Here is a 24,711-nt window from a genome sequence, read left to right as displayed (position 1 = left end):
TCCCCCGGTGCTCGCCGCACTGGCGTGGCACGCCGACACCCGCCCGGACACCGTCGCGGTCGTCGACGGCCGTACGCAGCTCACCTACCGTGAGTTGCACGTCCTGACGGCCGCCTACGCCCGCTTATTGCGCCGCGAAGGCATACGGCCGGGCGACAGGGTCGCCCTCTGCGCCCGTCGTGGCCGCGACACCGTCGTGGCCATGCTCGCCCTGCTCGCCGAGGGCGCGGCGTTCGTCCCGCTGGACCCGGCGACGCCCGCCGCACGACTGCGCGACACCGCCGGACGCGCCGGCGTGACACGGGTCGTCACCCACGAGCGCTGGGGGGAGATGTTCCTGGCGGCGGGATTGCGCCCGCTGTCGCCGCCCGTACCTCCCGTACCGGTCGGCGACAGCGCGAAGGAGAGCGTGGCTGCGACCGGTCAGGAGGCGGAGGACACGTCCACTGCGGCCGAAGCCGTCACTCCGGACGCCCTCGCGTACATCATCCACACGTCCGGTAGCACCGGCCTGCCCAAGGGCGTCGGCATCCCGCGCCGGGCGCTGGAGCACTTCAGTCGTGAGATCGCCGCCGGATACGAACTGGCCCCGGGCGACCGTGTCCTGCAGTTCTCCTCGACAGCCTTCGACGGCTGCGTCGAGGAGATCTTCCCGCCCCTGCTGGCCGGGGCCACCGTCGTCGTACGGGACGAAGGGGAACCGGCGTCTCCTCGCGACCTCCTCGACTGGTGCCACCGGTCGTCGCTGACCGTGCTGCATCTGCCGACGGCCTACTGGCACGAGGTCGTCGACGCCATGGCGCAGGACCACGTGCCGCTGCCGCCGTCCGTGCGCATCGTCAGCGTCGGCGGGGAGGCCATGCGCGGCGACCGGCTCGACGACTGGCGGCGGCTGCACGGGCGGACGGCGGTCCGGCTCGTCAACGTCTACGGGCCCACCGAGACCACCGTTGTCGCCACCTGGGACGACCTGGCCGGACCCCTTGCCGTCGACCGCCACGAGGCGCTGCCCACCATCGGCCGGCCCCTGCCGGGCGTGCGGGTCCGCCTCGTGGCACCGGACGGCACCCCGGCCGCGGACGGCGAGGGCGAACTCCACATCGGCGGACCCACCGTGGGCAACGGCTATGTCGGGCTGCCCGAGCTGACCGCCGAACGTTTCTCCACCGCCTCCGACGGCACGCGGTACTACCGCACCGGTGACCTCGTCCGCGAACTGCCCGACGGCACCCTGCTCCACCTGGGCCGCACGGACCGCCAGCTGAAGGTCCGCGGCTTCCGCGTCGAACCCGAGGAGGTCGAGCAGGCACTCCTCCGCGACGACACGGTCCGTGACGCCGTGGTCCGCTACGACGAGCGGCGCGCCATGCTCGTCGGCTACGTCCGGCCGGCCGGGTCCGGCCCGCGCCTCGACCTCGCCGCGCTGACCGGTGCCCTGCGCGCCCAGCTCCCGGACCACGCCGTGCCGTCCCGGCTGCTCCAGGTCGACACCTTCCCGATGACCTCGCGCGGCAAGGTGGACACCGCGGCGCTGGCCGCCCTTCCTCTCCCGTCCGACGACGCCGAAGCAGCGCCCGCCACCCCGCTCACCACACCCGCCCAGCACGCCCTGGCGGAGATCATCCTCGACGTGCTGGGCGTCGAGACGGTCGGCGCCGACGACACCCTCGTCGGGCTCGGGGCCAACTCCCTTACGGTGCTGCGCGTTCTGGCCCGCGTCGAGCGTGCCCTGCGCGTGCGACTGACACCGGCGGACGCGCACGCCAACCCCACCGTCGCCGCCCTGGCCCGTCTGGTGGAACGTGCGTCGCCCATCTCCCAGAACATCTCCCGGCCCGCTGACGAGCGGGACCCGGGCCCCGCGCGGCCAACAGGGCCGCTGCCCCTCACCCCGTTCCAGCGGGACGCCTGGCTGGCCGAGCAGTTCCAGCCGGGCACCCCGATGCACACTCTCGGCCTGCGCTACCGCGTCACAGGTCCGGAGGACTCCTCCGCGGTGGTGACGGCACTGCGGTCGGTCGTCGAGCGGCACGACGCCCTGCGCGCCGTCTTCCGCCGAGATGGCGACGAACCCGTCATGCTGTCGGGCGCCCATACCCCCGCGATACACGTCGACGAGCACGACCTGACGCGACTGCCGCCCGCCGAGCGGGAATCGCGGCGTGCCGAGCTGGCGGCGGCCCGCGGCAGGACCGTTCTCGACCTGGCGGCGGGACCGCCGCTGGCGGCCACGCTCACGCGCCTGGGAGAGCGGGAGTGGGAACTGGTCGTCGCCGTCCACCACCTGGTCTTCGACGGCTGGTCGGCCGCCGTCCTCGCCGACGACCTCGCCCAGGCGCTCGGCGGCGGCCGACTCCGGACGCCGTCCGACTACGCCGCGCACCTGAACGACGTCCACGCCCGGACCCAGGAACCGGCCCCGACCGCTGAGCTGCTGGCGCACTGGACCGCGCGTATGGACGGCGTCGACACCACGGTCGAGGTGCCCGCCGACCGGCCGCGGCCCGCCGTCCGGTCCTTCGCCGGCGCGAAGACCGAACAGCGGATCGACCCCCGACTCATGGCCCGGGTGGAACGAGCGGCCCGCTCGGCCGGCACCACCCCGCACACGTTCCTGCTGGCCGCGTTGCAGACGCTCCTCGCCCGGCTCACCGGACACACCGACATCACCGTGCTGACCCCGTTCGCGCACCGCGCGGACCAGAGCGACGAGCACGGCGTCGGCGCCTACATCAGTGTGCTGCCGCTGCGCACCGACCTGTCCGGCTCCGCCGACTTCGCCACCGTCCTGCGCCGCGCGAACGAGACTGTCCTCGATGCCCTCGGCCACCAGGACCAGCCGCTGGACACCCTGGTGCGGGCCCTCGGTGTACGCGCCCACGCCGACCGGGGCCCGCTGACCCAGGTGATGCTCATCGTCGTCAACACCCCGGTGGCTACGTACGAGTGCGGCCCCGTCCGCGTCGAGCACCTCGGGGACACCCATCCGGGGACCACCAAGCTCGACCTCACCTTCACCTTCGACTTTCCCGCCGCCGGTCCGACCCTCGGTGTCGAGTACGCGAGCGAGCTGTTCGACGCCGCGACCGCCCGGCGGCTGCTGGAGCAGCTGCTGACAGTGGTGGAGGCCGCCGCCGACCGGCCCGGCCTGGCCGTCGACCGGTTGCCGGTACTCACCTCCGCGCAACGCGCGCAGGTCGTGGCCGCGGGAGCGACCCCGGACCCTCATTCCGGGCGAGCCACCGAGACCGACGGCAGCGGAGGAGTCCACCTGCTCTTCGAGGAACACGCGCGCCGCACCCCCGGCGCGCCCGCCGTCACCCACCTGGGAGAGCACTGGAGCTATCAGCGCCTGAACGAGGAGGCCGAGCGGATCACCCGGTGCCTGCGGCGGGCCGGTGTCGGCCGCGGCAGCCGGGTCGGCATCCACCTGCCGCGGGGACCGCTCACCCAGGCCGCGGTACTCGCCGTGTGGAAGGCGGGCGCCGCCTACGTACCGCTCGACCCGGAACATCCCGCGGAGCGGCTGCGGCACATGTTCACCGACAGCGGCTGCCGACTGCTGCTGACCACCCCCTCCACGACGTTCCGTCCGGACGACGGCACACCGGTCGTCGACGTCACCCGCGAGGACGCGGACGCCCCGGACCACAACGAGTCGCCGCCGACGGGGACTTCGGCATCCGCCGCCGATCCCGCGTACGTCCTGTACACCTCGGGCACCACCGGCCTGCCCAAGGGGGTCGTGGTCTCCCACGCCAACCTGCGGCACGCCGTCGCCATGTGGCAGGAGGCCTACGCGCTGGAACCCGGCTGGTCGCACCTCCAGGCCGCGAACTCCTCCTTCGACGTCTTCGTCGGAGAGACCGTCAGGGCCCTGGCCACCGGCGGACGCCTGGTCGTCTGCCCGCACGAGACACTGCTGGACCCGCCGGCGCTGCTCGCCCTGCTTCGCGACGAGGAGGTACACGTCGCCGAACTGGTGCCGACCGTCCTGCGCGGCCTGATCACTCACGTGGAGCAGGTCCGCCGACAGTCCGGCGACACCGCCCCCGTCCTGCCAACCGTCCGCATCCTCGCCGGTGGCGCCGAGAAGTGGTACGTCCACGAGTACCGCCGCGCCCTGTCCTTGGTCGGCCCCGCCGGCCGGGTGGTGAACTCCTACGGCGTCACCGAGGCCACGGTCGACAACTCGTACTTCGAGGGTGATGTCGGAGCCCTTCCCGCCTCGGCTCCGCTGCCGATCGGCCGGCCCTATCCGGGCAACCGCCTCTACGTCCTCGACGGGTACGCCGAGCCCGTGCCGTTCGGTGTGACGGGCGAGCTGTGGATCGGCGGTCCGGGCGTGGCCGTCGGCTACCACGAGCGGGACGAGCTGACGGCCGAGCGGTTCCGTCCCGACCCCTTCTCGCCGGTACCCGGAGCCAGGATGTACCGCACCGGCGACGGGGCACGGCTGCGCGCGGACGGCGTGGTGGAGTTCGTCGGCCGCCTCGACGACCAGGTCAAGCTCAACGGTCACCGCATCGAACTGGACGAGGTCGAGGCCGCGCTCGCCGCCCAGCCGGGTGTGCGGTCGGCGGCCGTCGCCCTCAGGACCGACCCCCGGGGCGTGACCCGCCTCGTCGGTTACGCGGTGGCGTCCGACCCGGACCGGCCTCCCGCCACCGGTGACCTGCGCCGGGGTATGCAGGACGTCCTGCCGCACTACGCCGTACCGGCCCAGACCGTTCTTCTCCCCGCCCTGCCGGTCGGCGCCAACGGCAAGACCGACCGGCGTGCCCTGCCCGATCCGCCGCCCGCCACAGACGTACAGGAGTCACCACGGGCCCACAGCACCACCGAGAAGGAACTGGCGGCCCTGTGGGCCGACGTGCTCGGCCACCGGGACGTGGGCGTCGAGGACGGCTTCTTCGAACTGGGCGGGGACTCCTTCGCGGCGCTGCGGCTGGTCCGGCTCACCGAGCAGCGCTTCGGCGTACGCGTCGCCCTGGTGGAGCTGTACCGGCACGCCACCGTGCGGCGCCTGGCGGCCCACCTCGACCGGCTCACCGGTGCCGAGGAGTCTGCGGAGGCCGGCGACGACCGGCCCGGCGCACTGCTGCAGCGCTTCACCCCGGCCCGCCCCGGCGGCGGCCGGGCCACGCTGGTGTGCATCCCGTACTCCGGTGGCCACGCGCTCTCCTTCGAACCCCTGGCCCGGGCCCTGCCGGACGACTGGAACGTGTACGCCCTCCAGGTCCCGGGCCGCGACTGGAGCCGCCCCGACGAGGAGGCGCCGTCCTTCGATGAACTCGTCGACCGCTGTCTTGAGGAGATGCGCGACCTGTCCGGGCCTCTCCACCTGTACGGGCACTGCCACGGCTCGGCCCTCACCGTCGAACTCGGTCTGCGCGCCGAGGCCGCGGGACTGCCGTTGGCCGGCGTCGCCATCGGCGCGATGTTCCCCATGGCCCGGCTCCCCGGGCGTCTCTTCGACTGGCTGTACCGCGCCCTGCCCGTCGACCGGCTCGTGTCGGACCGCGCCATCCTGGAGGAGATCCGCGCCCTGGGCGGTGGCATGGCCGACTTCACCGACCCGGCCGAGTACGCCTTCGCGATGCGGTCCGTCCGCCACGACGAACGCGGCTCCGAGGACTACTACGCGCGCACCTACGGCCGCGAGGGCGCTCCCGTTCTGCGTGCGCCCCTGCTGAGCGTCGTCGGCTCCAAGGACCGGGTGACCGAGCTCTACACCGAGCGCCACCACGAGTGGGAGCACTACGCCGGCAGCGTCGGCCTCGCCGTCATCCCCAAGGCCGGCCACGGCTTCCTCAAACACCAGGCACCCGAGCTGGCCGGCGAACTGACCGCGTGGGCCGACCGCACCGGCGCACCGGACACCATGCCCCCGGTTCCGGCGCAGACGGTTGACGCCCCACCGCCGCCACTTCCACCACCGGCCGGCAAGCGGTCCCGCCGCGACACACCGCGCGACGAGCTGCGGCGGTTCGCCGTCGTCGCGGCGGGCCAGTTCGTCTCCACGGTGGGCAGCGCGCTCAGCCAACTCGTCATGAGCCTGTGGGTGTTCGACAAGACCGGCAGCGTCACCTCGTTCGCCTTCGTCGCCGCGATCAGCCTTCTCCCCGGCCTGCTCCTCGGCCCGGTCGCCGGCGTCGTCGCGGACCGCTACGACCGCCGTACCGTCATGATCCTCAGCGACACGACCGGCGCCCTCGCCACCCTGGGCATGATCGGCCTCATCTCGGCCGACCGGCTGTCCATGCCGTCCGTGTACCTGCTGTGCGCCGTCACCTCGGTGACGACCGCCTTCCAACGCCCCGCCTACCTGGCCGCGGTCTCGCAGCTGGTCCCCAAACCGTTCCTCGGCAACGCCAACGGTATCGCCCAACTCGGCACCGGCGCGGGCGCCTTGTTCGCCCCCATGCTCGGCGCGTGGCTGCTCGCCCTCGCGCCTCTGTCCACCATCCTCCTCATCGACATCGGCACCTTCCTCGTGGCCGTGACCACCCTGCTCCTCGTACGTTTCCCCGACCGGCTGTTCAGACGGCGCGAGGAATCCGTACGCGCGGAGATCGTCCACGGCTGGAGGTACATCGCGAAGCGTCCCGGACTGCTCGCCATGCTCCGCTACTTCGCCGTCGACCACTTCCTGTACGCGGCCGGCTTCGCGCTGATCACCCCGCTCGTGCTCATCGAGTACGGCACCGCCACTCTCGGCGTCGTCCTGTCCGCAGGCGGCCTGGGAGCGCTGCTCGGCGCGCTGACAATGAGCGTCTGGGGCGGTACCGGCCGACGCACCCACGGGATGCTGCTGTTCATGGGGGTGAACAACCTCGGGCTGCTCGTGGTCGGCCTCGGCGACCATCCGTGGGTGCTGGTCGTAGGCATGTTCACCATGGCGTTCACCGAGTCGCTCATCGACGGCCACTGGGTGGCGCTGTTGCAGCGGAAGGTGGGCCTGGAGCTGCAGGGTCGTGTCCTGGCCCTGTTCATCACAATGGTCACGCTGGCCATGCCGCTCACCCAGCTGGTGATCGGCCCGCTCAGCGACCACGTCTTCCGGCCCGCGCTCATGCCCGGCGGTGCGCTGGCCGGGACCGCCGGTGCCGTTTTCGGCACGGGTCCCGGACGCGGCCTCGCCCTGGTGATCGTCGTCAGCGGGGTGCTGCTGACCCTGTGGACGCTGCGGGCCTGGTTCAACCGGCCGTTGCGGCTCGTCGAGGACCATCTGCCCGACGCGGTCCCCGACCCCGAGATCGAGGATCGCGACACCGAACAGCGACGGGCCGACGAACGCCTGCGCTCCCCCGCCGGGCAGCGGCCGGCCGGCCCGTCGGCTGACCGCGCCGAGTCCGAGTCCGAATCCGAGTGGCTGGAGACCTGGCGCGGTGTCTACGACGCCTCCTACACCGGGTCGTGGGACGCGATGGGCGAGGACTTCTCGGGCTGGGACAGCAGCTACGACGGCGCCCCCATCCCGGTGGGCGAGATGCGCGAGTGGCGTAACGCCGTGGTGGACCGGCTTCTGGCGTTCCGGCCGCGCCGGGTGCTGGAGATCGGCGTCGGCAGCGGCGCCCTGCTGACCCGCGTGGCACCGCACTGCGAGCGTTACGTGGGCACCGACCTGTCACCGGTGGCCGTGGCCACACTCGGCCGTCATGTGACGGCACACCCCCAACTGCGCGAGCGGACCGAACTGATCGCTCAGCCCGCGCACGAGACCGGTCCCCTCACCCCCGGTTCGTTCGACACCGTCGTTCTCAACTCGGTCGTGCAGTACTTCCCCGGCGAGGCCTACCTCACGCGCGTCCTGACCACCGCCCTCGGCTTCCTCGCCCCCGGCGGACGCCTCTACGTCGGTGACGTACGCAACCTGCACCTGCAGCGCTGCCTCACGGCCGGTGTACAGGCCCACCGCTCGCCCGACGCCGACCCCGGCACCCTCCGGGCCCTGATCGACGCCGCGGTCGCGGCGGAGAACGAACTCCTCGTCGCACCCGAATACTTCACGACCCTCGCCGCCCGGCTGGAGACGGTCGCGGCCGTCGACATCCGTGCCAAGCCAGGCACCGCCGCCAACGAACTCACCCGCTACCGCTACGACGTCGTCCTGACCACCGCCCCGGCCCATCCCGTCGAGCTCGCCCACGTACCGGAACTGCACTGGGGCACCGACGTCACCGGCATCGACACCCTGAGGACCGCGCTGACCTCGCCGGACCGCCTCCTGCCGGTCCGCGTCGCCGGAGTTCCCCACACCCGCGTCCTCGCCGACCTCACGATCGCGCGACAGGCCGACGGCCTCCCCGCCCCCGCATGGCCGGGCGCGCCTGACCCGCATGAATTCCATCTGCTGGGCCGTGACCTCGGCCTCGACGTCCTGGTCACCTGGTCGAGTCCGGACGCCACCCTCCTGGACGTGATCTTCACCCCCACGACCGGCCACGATTGCTACAACGGCGCCTTCACACCGTCCCCGACACCCACAGCGCAATCCCCACTGACCAACACACCATCGAAACGAGAGAACTGAAAGGAAACACCGAACACCAGCCTCCCCGACCAGTACTCCACCGTGCTGGACGCCGTCGACGACGCCTCCCGGGCGGCGTACGTGAAATCGTGCACCCTGATTCGCCTCGCCCTGCGGGAGGCCGAACCATGCTTGATCGGCGGCGACCTGCGCGCGGAGCATCGCCGTCAGCGGCGTGTCCGACCCCGCGACAACGATGTCAGGCAAGACAAGGGCCACCGGCCCCTGAGCCATCGGCAGGGCGGACCGGATCGCCCCGTCGAGCGACTGCTACGCCAGGCTGTTCCTCGCCCCGTGGACGCCGTTTTGCCGGACCGGCAACAGCAGTGGCGTGACCGGGACACGATGAGCGACGGTGGCCCCGTAACCGACAACATCCCAGTGGGACCGCCCGCACCCGACGCTCTCCTGCCTGCCGACGGATACGTCGGAGACCCCGCAGTGCGGGCGGAGTGGGACAACCGATACGCCGACCGACAACAGCTGTGGAGCGGCCGGCCCAACGGTGCGCTCGTGGCCGAGGTCGCCGGACTCACGCCCGGGCGGGTGCTCGACGTCGGCTAAGGAACTGCACGGCCGTGCTTGCCAGATCTGTGAGACCCGCCTTCAGTACAGGCGCCGGCCCTACAGCGAGGCCGCCCGCATCCGTGGCCTCGGGTCCCCGCACGACGGTCCGGACGAACTGCCGAACCTGCTCTGTCTCTGCCCCAACCACCACGTTCTCTTCGACGGTCTCGAGATCTGCATCGATATCGACGGCGTCGTCAGACGGACCCACGAGGGCAACTCCTTGGGCCGTCTCCGTCGGCACGTCGACCATGAGATCGATGAGACATACCTGCGCTACCACCGAACTCTGTGTGAGCTCAACTCGCTGACGAGGAAATAGCGGCTCAGGTACGCCGCTCGGCACTCGTGCTCCGACTCTGTGCGAGTGCCGCCTGGGCCAGAGGCGCCAAAGACACACTCGCCGCCTTCTTCCAGCGCGAGTCCGGCAGCCTCTGCCCACTGGGCTCGCGACATCGTCTGAGCGCATGGTGCCTGCCCGTCCGTCAGCCCGGTACGGTCTGCCGCGCCATCCCACCCGCGAGCTCCCGCAGCTCCTCCCTCGTCTCCGGGTCTGTCGAGTACACGATCGTGCCGACCATGCCCCGGGTCAGCAGAACCTTGTAGGTGTTGCGGATCAGGCGGTCCACGTCGGCGTCCGGGCTCTGCGGTATCGCCATCCGGTGCGAAAGGACCGCCGCCTACGAGGTGGCGGTCCTTTCACGGCGTTCATACTCCGGCAGGACCGTTCCGAGGCGGGACCCTAGCCGCGGGCGTGGACGTGCCGGGTGGCCGGTGTCGTGGTCATGCGTCCGGTCTGAGGGTGAGATTCTTGCGGCTGACCCGATCGCGGTGAACCGTCGTCCTCCGGGTCAGCTCTGCGTAACCGGACGCCGTGACCCGGAGGGTGTGCGGGCCCGGGTTCGCCGAGAACAAGGTGTAGAAGCCGTCCCCGATGGCCGGGTCCTCCGGCGTGGCCGTGGTGAGGGCGATTTCGTCCGGGTCCGCGGTATCCCTGACCGTGGCACCGACCACGCCGTCGCGGCTTCTGGCGTCTCGTACCGTGCCGACGGTCAGGCCGCCGGGTGTGGGCACGAGGACTCGGGTCTGGACGTTCACGTCGTCGAGTGCCCAGAAGTAGCCCCAGTCGGCGACGAAATGGAAGCGCAGCCGCAGCGCTTTGTGCCCGGCGAACTGCCGAAGCGGGACGTGCGCGGTCAGGCGCTGCGCAGAGTCGCTGACCCTGGGCCCGGTCCAGACGTTCTCCCAGGTGGCGCCGTCGTCCGTGCTGGCGTCCACGGTCATGTGCTGCTGGTAGGGGTTGTACACGTACGCGGTCCTGAAGGTGAGTTCCGCCGACTGCGCGGCGGACAGGTCGTACTCAGGGCTGATGAGCTGGCTGTCCTGATGCGGTCCGATCGGCCCGTTGTCGCTCTCGACGACGGCGAAGGAGCCATCGCCGCCGGTGAGGTTGCCGCGTTGGGTCGGGTCGTCGAACTCCCATCCGTTGTTGGTACCGGCCGCGTTCACCACGCTCCAGCCCTGGGGCGCGGTCGCGGTGGAGTCGAACGTTTCAGCGTGGTCGGCGAGTTCGGGCCGGTAGCCGACGGCGGTGGCCGCGTCAGGATCGGCGGTCAGAGCGACATGCGCGGTGACGGACCTGCCGCGCACCGTCACCTTCCGTGCCAGGGGTTCGTAGCCCGGCTGGGCGGCGGTGACGTTCAGCGTGTAGTCGCTCCCCTTCGGCAGGGCCATGTCGTATGCGCCGGTGACCGGGTCGGTCCAGACCGGGGCTTCGGGGGACCCGTTCACGGTGAGTCGTGCGTAGAGCGGCCAGCCGTGTCCTGACCCGTCTTTGACGGTGCCCCGGACGCGCTCGCGGGGGATGGCGGAGAGTCCGAAGTCGCGGGTGAGGGTCTGGCCGTCCGCGATGTCGAGTGTGACCGGCGTGGTCGTCGTGTAGCCGAAGGCCTTCACCGTCAGGTCCTTGACCGTGCCCGCGGGGAGGTCGAGCGTGTACGCCCCCTGTGTGTCGGTCGTGGTGATGTCCAGTCCGGACCCGACGGACGCGCGGGCGACCGGCTTGCCGGTGGCCGAGTCCTTGACCGTCCCGGAGAGGGTGCCGTGCGGTCCGCTGCGGAAGGCGGCCAGGCCCGCCGGGGTGCCCAGGCCGGTCGGACCGTCGTAGCCGGTGCCGGCGTTGCACAGGTACGCCACGGAGCAGGTTCCGTTCGACCCCGTGGTGATGTCGTTGAGACCGACGCCGTTCGCGGCGTAGGGATAGGAGTTGGGGGAGGTGCCGGGGCGCGGGGGCCCGGCCAGCGCGTAGACGGAGGCGATCAGCGGTGTCGCGACGCTGGTGCCGCCGAAGCGTTGCCAGCCCTTGCCCTGTGAGCCGAAGGTCAGGTAGACGGCAACGTTGTCAGCGACCGCTGAGACGTCGGCGACGCTTCGTCCCGTGCAGCCGGTGTCCCGCTGGAAGTCCGGCTTCGTCTGGTTGGACGCGCACCCGGAGCCCGGCCCGTAGAAGTCCCTGGACCAGACGGTCTCCGACCAGCCGCGGGCGCCGGCCGGGTCGGCCGTCAGAGTGGTGCCGCCGACCGCGGTCACGGACGGGAGGGTCGCGGGGAAGGAGACGCCGTAGTTGTCGTCGCCGCTGGCCGCGACCACGGCGACGCCGGGGTGGTCGTAGGAGGAGCCGTAGGTGGCCAGATCGGTCGGGTAGTCGCCGGTCCTGCCATAGGAGTTGGAGACGTACTTGGCGCCGAGAGCCACGGCCTGGTCCACACCGGCGGCGAGGTTGTCCAGACCGTCGTTGTCGGTCTCCACCAGCAGAATGTCGGCTTCCGGTGCCGCCGCGGAGACCATGTCCAGGTCGAGGGCGATCTCTCCGGCCCATGCGTCGCTGGAGCGCGGGTAGTTGGTGCCGCCGCGCTGGTCCACCTTCCTGAAACAGCCGTTGGCGGTGGTGCAGGGCGGCAGGCCGTACTGGCTGCGGTAGACGGCCAGGTCCGCCTCGGCGTTGGGGTTGTCGTAGGCGTCGACGATGGCGATGGTCTGGCCGGCGCCGCCGTTGGCAGGCAGGTTGTAGGCACTCTGGATGTCCTGCGGACCCAGCCCTGCGGGAACCTCGGACGAACCCAGCCTCATCGTGGCCGGCTGGTCCGTGGCGCGCATGGCGTAGCACGTCGCGTGCCCCTTCGCCGGGGTGCCGCAGACGGGTGCCAGGTCGGGCTCGGCGTCGGATGCGGATGCGGATGCGTCCTGGGCCGTACTGGTCATGGCCTGAGCGAACGTGGGCGGCGCGGCGTGCGCGAGGGGCTGGACGCCCAGTAACGCCATGGTTGCGACACCGAGAATCACCGCGCCGCGATGGAATCTGCGAAAAGCCGGGAACGCGCCTCTCGCACGAGTGGATATCGACACAAGTCACCAATCATGGCTGGGCCCTCAACACGGGCCAACGGAAAGCGAATACGCATGAAGTGCGGGCAATCAATTAGCCGATGCCGGTTGACGGCCTGTCAACCCCCGAATTCTGGCGCGCACTTGTCATCGTCGACCCGATCGGGACGAGGGTCCGCTGACCGGCTTCTCACTTGTGCAGGATCACATATGCCGCACGGTTCGCCCTTGCCGGACAAGGCGAGTGGGCAGCAGAATGAAATCGCTCGCTCGCATTTCCTTGGTCCGCTTCACGTGGGCGCTTTTCGTCTCCCTTTGAGAGCCACGTCAATGCGAGAAATGCATCAAGCTGATTCAGGGAGGCCCTTACTCGTCCGAGTCCGGTGAGTTCGGCGAATTCGGTGCTCCCAGCGGCAGCCAGCCTCGTTCGGCTGCCCGGAGGGCGATCTGGAAGCGTGTTCTGGCGCCCAGTGCGGTGCCTGCCTCGCTCACGTGCTTCTGCACGGTGCGGCGGCTGATGTCGAGTACCCGGGCGATGGCGTCGTCCTTCATTCCGGTCGCCATGAGGTCGAGGATCGCCTGGGTTCGTTCGTCGATCCGCGTCGGCTCCCGGGTCTGGCGGGGGGCGGGCCAGTCCGCCCGACTCTCCAGTGACACCGGCACCGCCTGCTTCCAGATGGCCTCGAAGAGCGCGGCGAGGGCGTCGACGAGGGCAGGTGAGCGGACCTCCAGGGATCCTGCCGAGGGGCGGTCGTCGTGCAGGGGTAAGAGGGCGGCGGTCCGGTCGAACAGGACCAGTTTGACGGGGAGTCGGGAGCTGAGCCGGAACTCGCCGCCGCTGGCGCTGCCCCGCAGCGCCGTCTCCAGTGACACCGTGTCCGTGAAGCCCTCGGTGTCGTAGACCGACCGCAGCCGTAATCCCTCGCGGAACTCCGGCTGTGCCGCGCCCCCATGATCGGACCGTGCCGCGTCCCCCTGACCGGCAGCACCCGCGGGTCCGGTCACGTAGGGCGGCTTGGCCAGGTGCAGTACTTCCCGGGTGCTGCCCTTGAGGAGATGCGCATAGCGTGCGGCGACCTCCTCGTTGTCGTCCAGGACCTCCACCAGGTGCGGAGCCTGCGGGCGGGCCGCCAGGTCGTAGATCTCGTGAAGCTGCTCCATGTACAGCTCGGCCTGGGCCAGTTCGGCGCGCCTGCGGGCCAGCAGGGAGCCCAGGGACGAACGTGGCGGGCCGGCCTTCCACCGCCGGGGCCGGCCGGCGATGGGGATGACCAGGAGCGCGTCCTCCAGAGACCGCAGTGCCGTCTCGACCTCTTCGAGCGGCGCGCCGACCGCGGCCGCCACGGTGAGGGAAGAGGCGGAGGCGTGACCCACCAGGTACTCCAGGACCCGGCCGCTGAGCGCGTCCAGCCCGGTTCCGGCCCAGGGGTTGTCCGACGTCACATCCATGCAGCCTGACACTCCTGCTGTAGTGCGCATCGGTGCCGAACGTGCCTCTGCCGTATCGCTGCCGTATCTCTGCGCCGCCATCCGCGGGACGCAAGCGCATGTGGGCAATTGCGCGAATCCGCGACGGCCGGATCTTGTCCCATATGGCGTGACACCGTCAAGGTGGGCACGCTCCCACCAGTCCCGACGACGCGACTGGCCCTGCGCATTCATCCGCCAGTACGCCCTTCAAGTCGAGTCAAGTCGAGGGAATCCTTTGACACACCACCCGTCCGGAAGACGGCGCCGCCTGCTCGTGGTCTCGGCCGCCCTCCTGGTCATCGCGGCGACCCCGCACGTGGCCTCCTCCGCTGACACCTCTCCGGCCAACAGCCCGGCCGGCGCCACCCGCACCGCTGACAACGTTGCCTTATCCGTTGTCACCCTCATCACCGGCGACAAGGTGACCGTGGGCCCCGGAGCGGGCGACCGCCTCGGCACGCTCACCGTTCAGGGGCCCGACGGTGAGCCCACCGGCGCCCGCGTGCTGACCGTGGGCGGCGACACCTACGTCTATCCCGACTCCGCCCGCCGCTACCTGGCGTCCGGCGCCCTGGACGACCAACTCTTCAACGTCTCCCGGCTCGTGGCCGACGGCTACGACGACGCGGCGCTGGGGCACCTGCCGCTCATCGTCACGTACGGCGGCAAGGAGGCGTCCGCCTCCACCTTGCGGGGGCGTGCCGTCGCCATGCCTGGCGACGTCACGGACGTACGCCCCCTCACCAGCGTCAACGGGGTGGCCCTCGCCGCGGACCGCGAGCACATCGACGCCCTGTGGAACGCGCTCACCGGCATCGAGTCCGGCACCACGTCCGAGTCCGACTCCGACTCCGCGAAGGCACCGGACACCGACACCGCCACGGTCTTCCACGGCGGCATCGCCAAGGTCTGGCTCGACGGCAAGGCCGAGGCCACCCTCAGCGACTCGGTCGCCCAGATCGGCGCCCCCGAGGTCTGGGCGGGCGGCAACACCGGCGACGGCGTCGACGTGGCCGTCCTCGATACCGGCTACGACCCGGGCCACCCCGACCTGAAGGACGCGGTCGAGGACAGCGCCAGCTTCGTCCCCGGTCAGGACGTCACCGACCGCCACGGCCACGGCACGCACGTCGCGTCCACCATCGCCGGCAGCGGCGCCGCCTCCGACGGCAAGGAGAAGGGCGTCGCACCCGGCGTCGACCTGCACGTCGGCAAGGTCCTCTCCAACGAGGGCTACGGCTACGACTCCTGGATCCTGGCGGGCATGGAGTGGGCCGCCCGCGACGTCCACGCCCGGGTCATCAGCATGAGCCTGGGCAGCAGCGAGAACGCCGACGGCGAGACCGTCCTCGCCCGGGCCGTGAACGAGCTGAGTGCCGAGACCGGCGCCCTGTTCGCCATAGCCGCCGGCAACGACGGTCCCGGTGCCCAGACGGTCCGGTCGCCCGGCACCGCCGACGCGGCCCTCACCGTCGGCGCGGTCGACTCCTCCGACGCCATCGCCGACTTCTCCAGCCGTGGCCCCCGCTACGGCGACGACGCCCTCAAGCCCGAGATCACCGCACCCGGCGTCGGCATCCTGGCCGCCCGGTCGCAGTACGCCGGCGACGGCTCCGGCTACTACATGAGCGCCAGCGGTACGTCCATGGCGACCCCGCACGTGGCGGGCGTGGCCGCGCTGGTCGCCGCCGCGCATCCCGACTGGACCGGCAGCCGCATCAAGGACGCCCTGGTCAGCACCGTCAAGCCCACCCCCGACATCAGCGCGGACGACGGCGGCAACGGCCGGGCGGACGCCGCCGCGACGGCCACGGCGACGCTCACCGCCACCGGCAAGATCGACGTCGGCATCCACTCGCCCGGCACGGACAAGGGCACGGTGAAGGGCCCGGTCCACTCCACCGCGACCTGGACCAACACCGGCGACCACGCCGTCACCGTGGACCTCGCCGTGGACGCCCCCGGCGTTCCCGACGGCGTCTTCACCGTCTCCCCCGGCCGCGTCGAGGTCCCCGCGCACGGCACCGCGACCGCCACGGTCACCACCGACCTGGACAAGGCGGGCGATGGCCGGCGCTGGACCGGACGGCTGACGGCATCCGCCGAGGGCGCCGCGCTGACCCGCACGCTGCTCGGCGTCAGCACCCGCCAGCAGCTGTTCCACGTCCGCACCGAGGTCACCGGCCGCTCCGGCGAGGCCACGGACGGCGTCCTCACCTTCTACCGCAAGGGCGACGAGTACGCGGGCACCTACCTCTACGGCGACGGCCGGTCCGATGAACTGCTGCCGCCGGGCCTCTACACCGTCTACGCCGACTTCAGGGTGGAGGGTACGCACGGCACCGCCTCGGCCGGATACGCCCGCATGGTCATCCCGCAGGTGAAGGTGACCGGCGCCACCGACCTCGTACTGGACGGCACGAAGCTCAAGGAGGTCAAGGCCGTCACGCCGAAGAGGACCGAGAACTTCTCCCGGCGCCTGGACTACTACCGCGAGTTCGAGGACGGCTCCTCGGTCGCCGACAACTCGCTGATCGACGACGGCTACGACAGCGTCTGGACGGCGCCCACGACCGCGCCCAGTGACGGTGAGCAGTACCTCAACGCCCGCTGGCGCAACCAGGAGCCGCTGCTGTCGGTGACCGCCGGCGGGCAGGAGTTCGACGACCTGTGGATCATGCCCGGCTCGGCGAAGCTGCCCGAGGACGACTACGCCCTCGACGTGATCCACCCGGGCGACGGCCTCACAGAGGACTACAAAGGCGTCGACGCCGCAGGCAAGGCCGCCGTGGTGCGTTGGGACTCCGACGACGAGGACACGGCGGACGACCAGATCAGGGCCGCGCAGGCCGCGGGCGTGAAGCTGCTGCTGTTCGTCAACGACCTCGACGGCCGACTGCGCGAGCCCATCATCAGGTCCTCCATCGAGGTGGTGGGCCTGTCCCGCACGAACGGCGACAAGCTCATGGCGAGCGTGGACGCGAGCCCGACGGGCAGCGTGCCGCTGCGGGCCGTCTCCCGCCCCGACACGGACTACCTGTACGACCTGGTCCGCACCTGGAAGGGCCGCATCCCCGCCAACACCGTCTACGCGCCCACGGCCGGTCAACTGGCCCGCGTCGAGACCTCCTTCCGCAACCCCACCGGCCGTGAGGTGTACGAGAACCGCTACGACGTCCACCCCTGGACCGGGTACCAGGTCGGCACCAACCGGCTGAGCACGGCCGGCGCACACCGCACCGACTACGTCAGCACCGACAACACGTTCTCGTGGACCGAGGAGGGCGAGCTTCAGTCTCTGGCCTACAGCGCGTCCGGAGCCGTCACCTATCCGGCGGGCAGCACCACGGACGTGGAGTGGTTCGGACCCGTGGTGCGCCCCCGCATCAACGACAGCGTCCAACTGCCCGTGCGCACCGGCGACGAGGTGAACGTCATCATCCCGTCCTGGGGCGACTCCGGCGGCGGCCACGCCAACTACGCCGCCTTCGGCAGCTCCGACACCACCCAGGAGACCTCGCTGTACCGGGGAGACACTCTGGTCGGCGAGGGCGGCGCCGGGGTGAGCGCGACCGTACCGGCGAAGAAGGGCACCTACCGTCTGGTGCACACGGCGACCCGTACCGCCACGGCCGCCTTCCCCTACTCGACCGCCACGCGCACTGAGTGGACGTTCACCTCCGCGGCGCCCAGGAACGCCGACGACCGCGAGCAACTCCCGCTCGTCCAGGTGGACTACACCCTGCCGACGTCCGACGACGGCAAGGCAGCCGCCGACGCCTCCCTGCTCGTCACTCCACTGCACCTGCAAGGCGGCTCCAACGCGGCGCTCAACACCCGCAAGGTCGAGGTGTCCTACGACGACGGCACCACCTGGACGACGGCACGTCTCAGCGGCAGGGGCAACGGCAAGGTCAGCCTGCGTCTGCACGCGCCCGCCTCGGCGCAGTACCTCACCCTGCGCGTCCAGGCCGGGGACAGCCGCGGCAACACCGTGACGCAGACCGTCGTACGTGCCGCGGGAATCGCCGGATGACCTCGGCGTGACGCCAAGCCGTCCGGCGGTTTCCCGCACGACCGCCTGGCGGCACCCGGCCGCCCGCCCCTCCATCCGATCCCGTGGGCCGAGTTGACGCGCCGTCACCCCGCATCAGCGCGGCGGCCCACGCATGCCGACGCACCCCTGGCCGTCGATCTCGCACAGGGGCGCTCGTGAGAGAGAGAAGAATGTCGGTGCACATACCACCCCTCGGACGTCCCGGCCCGAGCGGCCCGCGCCTCGGGAACCGGATCGCGGCGGTCGCCCTGAGCGCCGCGATCGTGGCCATGGCCGGTGCGGCGGACGCCTCCGCCGGCGACGATCGAACAGCGCTCTCCGCTTCGTCCTCCACCTCCACCGCTTCGTCCTCTTCCGGCAAGGCCGACGGCACCGAGTCGCTGTGCGGCACGCCCTCGCCCGGAGAGGCCACCTGCTTCGCCATCCGGCGCACCGGCCCGTCCGCGAAGCGGTCCGGCGCCGTCGCCGCGCAGGCACCCCCCGGCTTCGGCCCGGCCGACCTGCGGGCCGCCTACACGTTGCCCGACGACGGCGGGGAGGGCCTGACCGTCGCCGTGGTCGTCGCCCAGGACGCCCCCACCGCGGAAGCGGACCTGGCCGTCTACCGCGCCCAGTTCGGCCTTCCGGCGTGTACGACCGCGGACGGCTGCTTCACCAAGGTCGACCAGCGCGGCGGCACCGACTATCCGGAGCCCGAGGCAGGCTGGGCCGGTGAGGCCGCGCTCGACCTCGACATGGTGTCGGCCGCCGCCCCGAACGCCCGCCTGTTGCTCGTGGAGGCGGACGACGCCACCATCGACAACCTCGGCGCGGCCGTGCAGCAGGCCGTCACCCTGGGCGCCGACGTCGTCTCCAACTCCTACGGCACACGGTACGACCTCTTCGACGAGGACCCGGCCGAGACCGCCTGGGACGCCTACTACGACCACCCGGGGGTGGCGATCGTCGCCTCGTCCGGCGACGACGACGCCGGCGTGTCCTTCCCGGCCGCCTCACCTCACGTCACCGCGGTCGGCGGCACCAGTCTGCGCCGGGAGACCGGCACGGCACGCGGCTGGTCGGAGTCGGTGTGGTCGCACGACGGCTACGGCACCGGATCGGGTTGCTCCCGCTACCTGCCCAAGCCCGCGTTCCAGCACGACCCTGGCTGCGACCACCGCACCGTGGCCGACGTGTCGGCCGTGGCGGACCCGGACACCGGTGTGGCCGTGTACGACAGCTACGGCTCGGCGGGCTGGGGTGTCTACGGCGGCACCAGCGCCTCGGCACCCCTCGTCGCGGGCGTCTACGCCGCCGCCGGTCGTGCCGCCGAGGACACGGAGCCCAACGCCTACCCCTACGCCGCCCCCGACGAAGCGCTCAACGACGTCACGGACGGCTCCAACGGCACCTGCGATCCCGCCTACCTGTGCACCGCGGCCACCGGGTACGACGGGCCCACGGGACTCGGCACACCGAACGGACTCACCGCCTTCCGCATGGGCCCGCACGGCCGGATCACCGGCACGGTCACCGACGCCCGCACCGGCGAACCGGTGCCGGGCGCCGCCGTCTCCGCCGGCGACGACCACCGCGCCGGCACCGACGCCCAGGGCCGCTACGCCATGACGCTGCCCACAGGAACGTACGACCTGACGATCGACGCCTACGGCTACGCCACCGCCACACCCGGCGAAGTCCGCGTCGACGACGGCTCCGACCTCGCCCGCGACCTGACCATCACTCCGGTACCGAGCCGGACGGTCTCCGGAACCGTCACCGACGGATCGGGACACGGCTGGCCGCTCTACGCGGCGATCACGGTGGACGGCACGCCCCTGGACCCGGTGTGGACCGATCCCGCCACCGGCCGGTACTCGGTGTCCCTGCCGACCGGTCGCACCTACACGCTGCGCATCGCCACGGCCTACCCCGGATACCGGGCGATGACCCGGGAGGTGAGGGTCGCGGGGCGTACGGTGAAGGCCGATGTCGCCGTACCCGTGAACGAGGAAGCGGCGCTTGCCCCCGGCTACGAGGTGCACCGCTCGGGCCTGACCGAGCCGTTCACCGAGACCACAGCAGCACCGGACGGCTGGCGGGTGGCCGACACCGGCCCGTCCACCGGCGGCTGGACGTTCGACGACCCCGGGGCGCGCGGCAACACCACCGGCGGCAAGGGCGCGTTCGCCGTCGTGGACAGCGACCACTACGGGGACGGCGCCTCCCAGGACAGCCAACTCATCAGCCCCGTCTACGACTTCACCGACCGCACCACCCCCCGGGTCGCCTTCGACACCGCCTACCGCGGCTCCGACGGGCAGAGCGCGACCGTCGACGTCAGCACCGACCACGGCACCACCTGGACCACCGTCTGGCGGCATACCACGGACTCGGTGGACGGCCCGGCCCACGTCGAGATCCCCCTGCCCGACTACGCGGGCCGCGCCGCGGTCCAGCTGCGCTTCCACTTCACCGGCAGCTACGGCTGGTGGTGGGCCGTGGACGACCTTTTCGTCGGCGACCGCACCTACGACAAGGTCCCGGGCGGACTGGTCGTCGGCCACACCCGGGACGCCAACACCAGGGAGCCGCTCAACGGCGCCGAGGTCACCGCCGGCGCCACGGGTACGTCGCCCGCCGTGTCCATCCCGACGCCCACCGACCCGGCCACCGCGGACGGCCTGTACTGGCTGTTCGCGCCGACCGGTGACCACGGACGCACCAGGACGGTGAAGCTGAAGGCGGCCAAGTCCCTGTACGCGGACCGCACCGTGACCGCGAGCGTCGTACGCAACGGCGTCCGGACCACGGACCTGGCACTGCCTGCCGGCCGGATCACCGCCACCCCGTCCGCCGTCGCCGCCTCGGTGCGGCAGGGCACCACGGCCCGCGCCACGGTCACCGTCCGCAACACCGGCGGCGCCACCGCCACCGTACGGATCCAGGAGTCCGCCGACGCGACCGCGACACCGCCGCAGGGACAGGAGTGGCAGCCCGCTCCCGACATCGCCTACGGAGTCATCGACAACGCGGCGGACACCTACCGGGGAACGGTGTACACCGGTTTCGGAATGGAGGGCGACGACACCATTCAGAACGGCTTGTGGGCCTACGACACCAAGGCGGACGGCACCGCCGCCTGGGTCCGGCGCGCCGACGCCCCGGAAGCACGGCGCGGTCCCGTCCACGGCTTCGTCGACGGCAAGTGGTACGTCGCCGGCGGCAAGAACGAAGCCGGCCAGGCCGTCACCTCGGTGGCCGTCTACGATCCGACGACCGACACCTGGTCCACCGGTGCCGCCGCTCCCGAGGCGTACTCCGTGGCCGGCAGCGCCGTCCTCGGCGGCCGGCTGTACATGGTCGGCGGCTGCGGCGCCAGTTGCGGCGTCACGGCCGTCCAGGCCTACGACCCGGCGACCGACAGCTGGCGGAGCCTGGCACCGTACCCGCTGCCGATCGCCTATCCCGCCTGCGGCGGACTGGACGGTCACGTCGTGTGCGCCGGCGGGAACTCCCCCGGCACGGGCGCCGTCGACGACGTCTACTCCTACGACCCGGTCGACGACACCTGGTCACCGGTCGCCTCGCTGCCCACCGGCGTGTGGGGCGCGGCCTACACCACCGCGAACGGCCGGCTGCTGCTGACCGGCGGCTCCGTCGCCACCCAGGCCACGGCGGACATCACCGCGGCCACCTGGGCCTACGACCCGGGCGCCGACGCCTGGCAGCGGCTCCCGGACAACACCACCCCCACCTACCGCGGCGCCGCGGCGGCCGGCCTGTACAAGATCGGCGGCAGCACCGGCTGGGGCAACGGGAACGCCGTCACCACCACCGAACTCCTGCCCGGATACGGACAGACGGAGGCCGACGACATCACCTGGCTCGACGAGGAGACCACCACGCTCACCCTCCCGCCACACTCCGCCGTCACCCTGCGGCTCACTCTCGACGCGAGGCTGCCCGAGACCCGGACCCCTGGCCGCTACACGGCCGCACTCGGTCTGGTCCACGACACGCCGTACACCGCTGCACCGGTGCCGGTCTCGATGAAGGTCACCGCGGTCCGACCGCGGTCCTGACCGGGCGGGAGTCCGGGGCCGGCACACGACGTCCGTGCCGATCAGAAAGGGCCTCCGACGCAGATCGGAGGCCCTTTCCCAGGCAGATCCGCAGGTGGCGGCAGACGAGTCGGGCTGTACGCCGGGTTCTGCCCCGCCCAGAGAGCGATCATGCTCTGACCTGCATGTTTGCGGGAATCCGGCGGCTGGTCCAGCCCTCTGGGACTTCTCAGGGACTTTCGGCCGAGTCCGCGAACCACGCCTCAATCGCGGACAGCCCACGCGCGCCGGCCTGCGGCATGAAGTGCGTGTACGTCCGAAGAGTGAACGCCGGGTCGGAGTGCCCCAGCCACTTCGCGAGCGACACGATCGACTCGCCGGCTTCGAGCATCACCGATGCGTACGTATGGCGCAAGACGTGGAAGCCGTGCTCGCGGCTCGGCTCCCATACACGCGACGGCTTCTCACCCGACTGTCGCTTGGGCAGCGGCGGGATGACCCCCACGTCGGCGAGCGCGGGCTTCCATGCCTTGGTGTTCCACGTGGTGCGGTTGATCGCGCCGCGCCGCCCTGTGTAGACGAGCAGCCGGACCGTCACCTTGCGCCGATCCTCGCGTGCGAGGTCGGGCTCCTCGGGATCCAGCCACGGCTGCGTCACTTCGATCGGTTCGAAGTGCTCCTGATGCGTGAGGATCCGCTTCGCGAGCGCCTGGGGCAGAGGCGCGTCGCGTTCCTTTCCGCCTTTGGGCGGACCGAAGTACAGCTGCGACTTGTACATGAGGATCTGCCGCTCCACTTGCACGAAGCCGTCGCGGACATCGTCTGGGCTGAAGCCGAACACCTCACCCTGCCGGAGTCCGCACCCGACCCCGAGGTCGACCATGATCTGGTACCGATCGGCCAACGCCTCCCGTACCCTGTCAACGCGATCCTGCTGCCAGGCACGAGCCTTGCGTTCCGGCTTCTTCGGCGGCTTGATCGAGCTGCTGCCCTTGCACGGGTTGCGGTACAGCCGCTTGTCCTCGACCGCGGCTTGCATGATCGCTTTCAGGTACACCCATGCGATGTACGCCGTGCTCGATGCCACCGCACGCTGCACATCAGCCGACCACTTGCGCAGCTCCGCGACGCCGATGTCCTTGAGCGCCAGCTCCCCGAGCTGCGGCAGCACTTGCCCCCAGATTCGGTACTTCATGCTTTCCAACGTCTGAGCGGGATGCACCTGGGAGGGCCACCAGTGCTTCTCGACGTACTCACGAAGGCTGATCGCACCATCGCGCGCGTCGACGAAGTCTCCTCGCCGGGAGTCGGTCTGCGTCTCAGCCAGCCACGCCTTGGCGTCCGCAACCGTGTCGAATGACCGGTCGCGGACCCCCGGTATCCCCTTGACGCGATAGCGCGTGCACTTACCCCACAGGGCAGTGCGTTCGCGCTTGCCCGTCTCCTTGTTCGGCCGCTTCTTGAGCCACCGGTCTTCGATGTAACCCGCCATACTCGTTTTACCCTCAGCCTCGCCATGGTTCTCTCGGCGCGATCTGCGTCGCGATCAGACACAGGGCTCGCGAGCGTGCAGTCAACGACGTTACGCCCAAGGCGGTCCACGGCTGCGGCCACCAGGCCGTCGTACGGACCCCTCTCATCACGGAGCCAGGGACCCAGCTTCGGACGGGTCATCGGGTCGGTGGCTCCCGAGACCTCCCAGTCGTCGGCCCAGCCGATGATGTGGCCCCCGACAGCGTCGACTGAGGTGAGTACGTCCTCCCGCTGGCGCTCCGGAGACGACGTGGCGAGCTTCATCCGCGACAGCCGCCGTACGCCGAGCAAGCACTTGCCGCAGCCGTCGTAGGGGCGTTCGATCATGTTCAGGTCCGTACCGCGCAAGGCTTCTCCGTCTCGAGCGCACAAGGTACGGAGAATTCGCGGCCACCCCCAGGACGATCATGCTCAGCCCAGGAAGCTCAGTCGAACCTGACGGTTGACATTGGAGATGTTGGTGTCGACCAGGCACACCGACTGCCAGGTGCCCAGTTGCAGCCTTCCGTCCAGGACCGGCAGGGTCGCGTGGGGCGGCACGAAGGCCGGGAGGACGTGGTCGCGGCCGTGGCCGGGGCTGCCGTGGCGGTGCTGCCAGCGGTCGTCGGCGGGCAGGAGCGTGTGCAGGGCGGCGAGAAGGTCGTCGTCGCTGCCGGCGCCGGTCTCGATGACCGCGATGCCGGCCGTGGCGTGCGGGACGAAGACGTTCAGGAGGCCGTTGCGGCCGGCGGCCTCTTCGCGCAGGAACGCCTCGCAGTCGCCGGTGATGTCGACGACCCTCTCCCGGGAACCGGAGGCGATGTGCAGAACTCGGGTGGTGAACGCAGCTGACATGCCCCCATCCTGACCTTCCGGAGTCCGATCTGCGAGACGCCCGTTGACCGTGGGCATGCAGGCTGACTACGTTCAGCCGCATGTTGCGTTCAGCCCTGCTCACCACGCGCGGTCACATCGACCTGCTGCGGGTGGCCTCCGCCGCGTGTCGTCGCGGCCGCTGACGTCTTCCAGCCTCTGGCTGCACCCCTCACTTCGCCCCACCTCACCTCCCTCGCCCCGCTTCGCCTCACTTCACCTTCGCCGATTGAGCTGATTGAGGCGCTTGAGGCGCTTGAGGCGCTCGT

At 71.1% G+C, this 24,711-nt stretch carries 9 protein-coding genes and 3 pseudogenes; 6 read left to right on the top strand and 6 right to left on the bottom strand.

Going from position 1 to position 24,711, the window contains the following annotated elements; all coding sequences use genetic code 11:
- Positions 1-7: 7 nt before the first annotated feature.
- The 3 genes and pseudogenes from ABZ725_RS14910 to ABZ725_RS14900 all read left to right on the top strand — a co-directional run bounded on the left by ABZ725_RS14910 (position 8) and on the right by ABZ725_RS14900 (position 9,425).
- Positions 8-8,536, top strand: a complete 8,529-nt coding sequence (locus ABZ725_RS14910; protein ID WP_358803090.1) for an amino acid adenylation domain-containing protein — start codon at positions 8-10, stop codon at positions 8,534-8,536.
- A 345-nt stretch (positions 8,537-8,881) separates the two neighbouring features.
- Positions 8,882-9,097: pseudogene (locus tag ABZ725_RS14905) on the top strand (methyltransferase type 11); the annotation flags it as partial.
- A complete protein-coding gene (locus tag ABZ725_RS14900; protein WP_358803089.1) occupies positions 9,042-9,425 on the top strand; it encodes an HNH endonuclease in 384 nt (127 codons plus the stop codon). The pseudogene ABZ725_RS14905 and the gene ABZ725_RS14900, both read left to right, overlap by 56 nt.
- A 163-nt stretch (positions 9,426-9,588) precedes the next feature.
- Here the strand turns inward: ABZ725_RS14900 and ABZ725_RS14895 are convergent.
- From ABZ725_RS14895 to ABZ725_RS14885, 3 genes and pseudogenes are all read right to left on the bottom strand, one after another.
- Positions 9,589-9,747 (bottom strand): annotated as a pseudogene (locus tag ABZ725_RS14895) (DNA/RNA helicase domain-containing protein); the annotation flags it as partial.
- A gap of 139 nt (positions 9,748-9,886) precedes the next feature.
- Positions 9,887-12,364: a carboxypeptidase regulatory-like domain-containing protein gene (locus ABZ725_RS14890; RefSeq protein ID WP_358803088.1), complete on the bottom strand. Its 2,478-nt coding sequence runs from the start codon at positions 12,362-12,364 to the stop codon at positions 9,887-9,889.
- A 489-nt stretch (positions 12,365-12,853) separates the two neighbouring features.
- The gene (locus ABZ725_RS14885) at positions 12,854-13,936 is read right to left on the bottom strand and encodes a LuxR C-terminal-related transcriptional regulator (RefSeq protein ID WP_358803087.1); all 1,083 of its coding nucleotides are present in this window, start codon (positions 13,934-13,936) and stop codon (positions 12,854-12,856) included.
- A gap of 256 nt (positions 13,937-14,192) precedes the next feature.
- Between ABZ725_RS14885 and ABZ725_RS14880 the strand changes: the two genes are divergently transcribed.
- Together ABZ725_RS14880 and ABZ725_RS14875 are read left to right on the top strand one after the other, a co-directional pair.
- On the top strand, positions 14,193-17,993 hold the full coding sequence (locus ABZ725_RS14880) for a S8 family serine peptidase (protein WP_358803086.1): 3,801 nt from the start codon (positions 14,193-14,195) through the stop codon (positions 17,991-17,993).
- Positions 17,994-18,190: 197 nt separating this feature from the next.
- Positions 18,191-22,078 (top strand): carboxypeptidase regulatory-like domain-containing protein, encoded by a 3,888-nt coding sequence (locus tag ABZ725_RS14875; RefSeq protein ID WP_358803085.1) that lies wholly within the window; start codon positions 18,191-18,193, stop codon positions 22,076-22,078.
- A gap of 208 nt (positions 22,079-22,286) precedes the next feature.
- Here the strand turns inward: ABZ725_RS14875 and ABZ725_RS14870 are convergent, their stop codons facing one another.
- From ABZ725_RS14870 to ABZ725_RS14860, 3 genes and pseudogenes are all read right to left on the bottom strand, one after another.
- Positions 22,287-23,549, bottom strand: a complete 1,263-nt coding sequence (locus ABZ725_RS14870) for a tyrosine-type recombinase/integrase (protein ID WP_358803084.1) — start codon at positions 23,547-23,549, stop codon at positions 22,287-22,289.
- Between the two features lie 86 nt (positions 23,550-23,635).
- Positions 23,636-23,854 (bottom strand): annotated as a pseudogene (locus ABZ725_RS14865) (recombinase family protein); the annotation flags it as partial.
- A 147-nt stretch (positions 23,855-24,001) separates the two neighbouring features.
- Positions 24,002-24,424: a secondary thiamine-phosphate synthase enzyme YjbQ gene (locus ABZ725_RS14860; RefSeq protein WP_358803083.1), complete on the bottom strand. Its 423-nt coding sequence runs from the start codon at positions 24,422-24,424 to the stop codon at positions 24,002-24,004.
- A gap of 80 nt (positions 24,425-24,504) precedes the next feature.
- Here ABZ725_RS14860 and ABZ725_RS14855 point away from each other — a divergent pair, with 80 nt between their 5' ends.
- Positions 24,505-24,588 carry a putative leader peptide gene (locus ABZ725_RS14855; protein ID WP_313884353.1) on the top strand — a complete coding sequence of 28 codons (84 nt, stop codon included), beginning with the start codon at positions 24,505-24,507 and terminating at the stop codon, positions 24,586-24,588.
- The last annotated feature ends 123 nt before the right edge of the window (positions 24,589-24,711 follow it).

Source organism: Streptomyces sp. NPDC006872, from assembly GCF_040635845.1.
Taxonomy (GTDB): Bacteria; Actinomycetota; Actinomycetes; order Streptomycetales; family Streptomycetaceae; genus Streptomyces.
The sequence above is the reverse complement of the archived record's forward strand: the minus strand, read 5'-3'. Positions and strand labels throughout refer to the sequence as shown.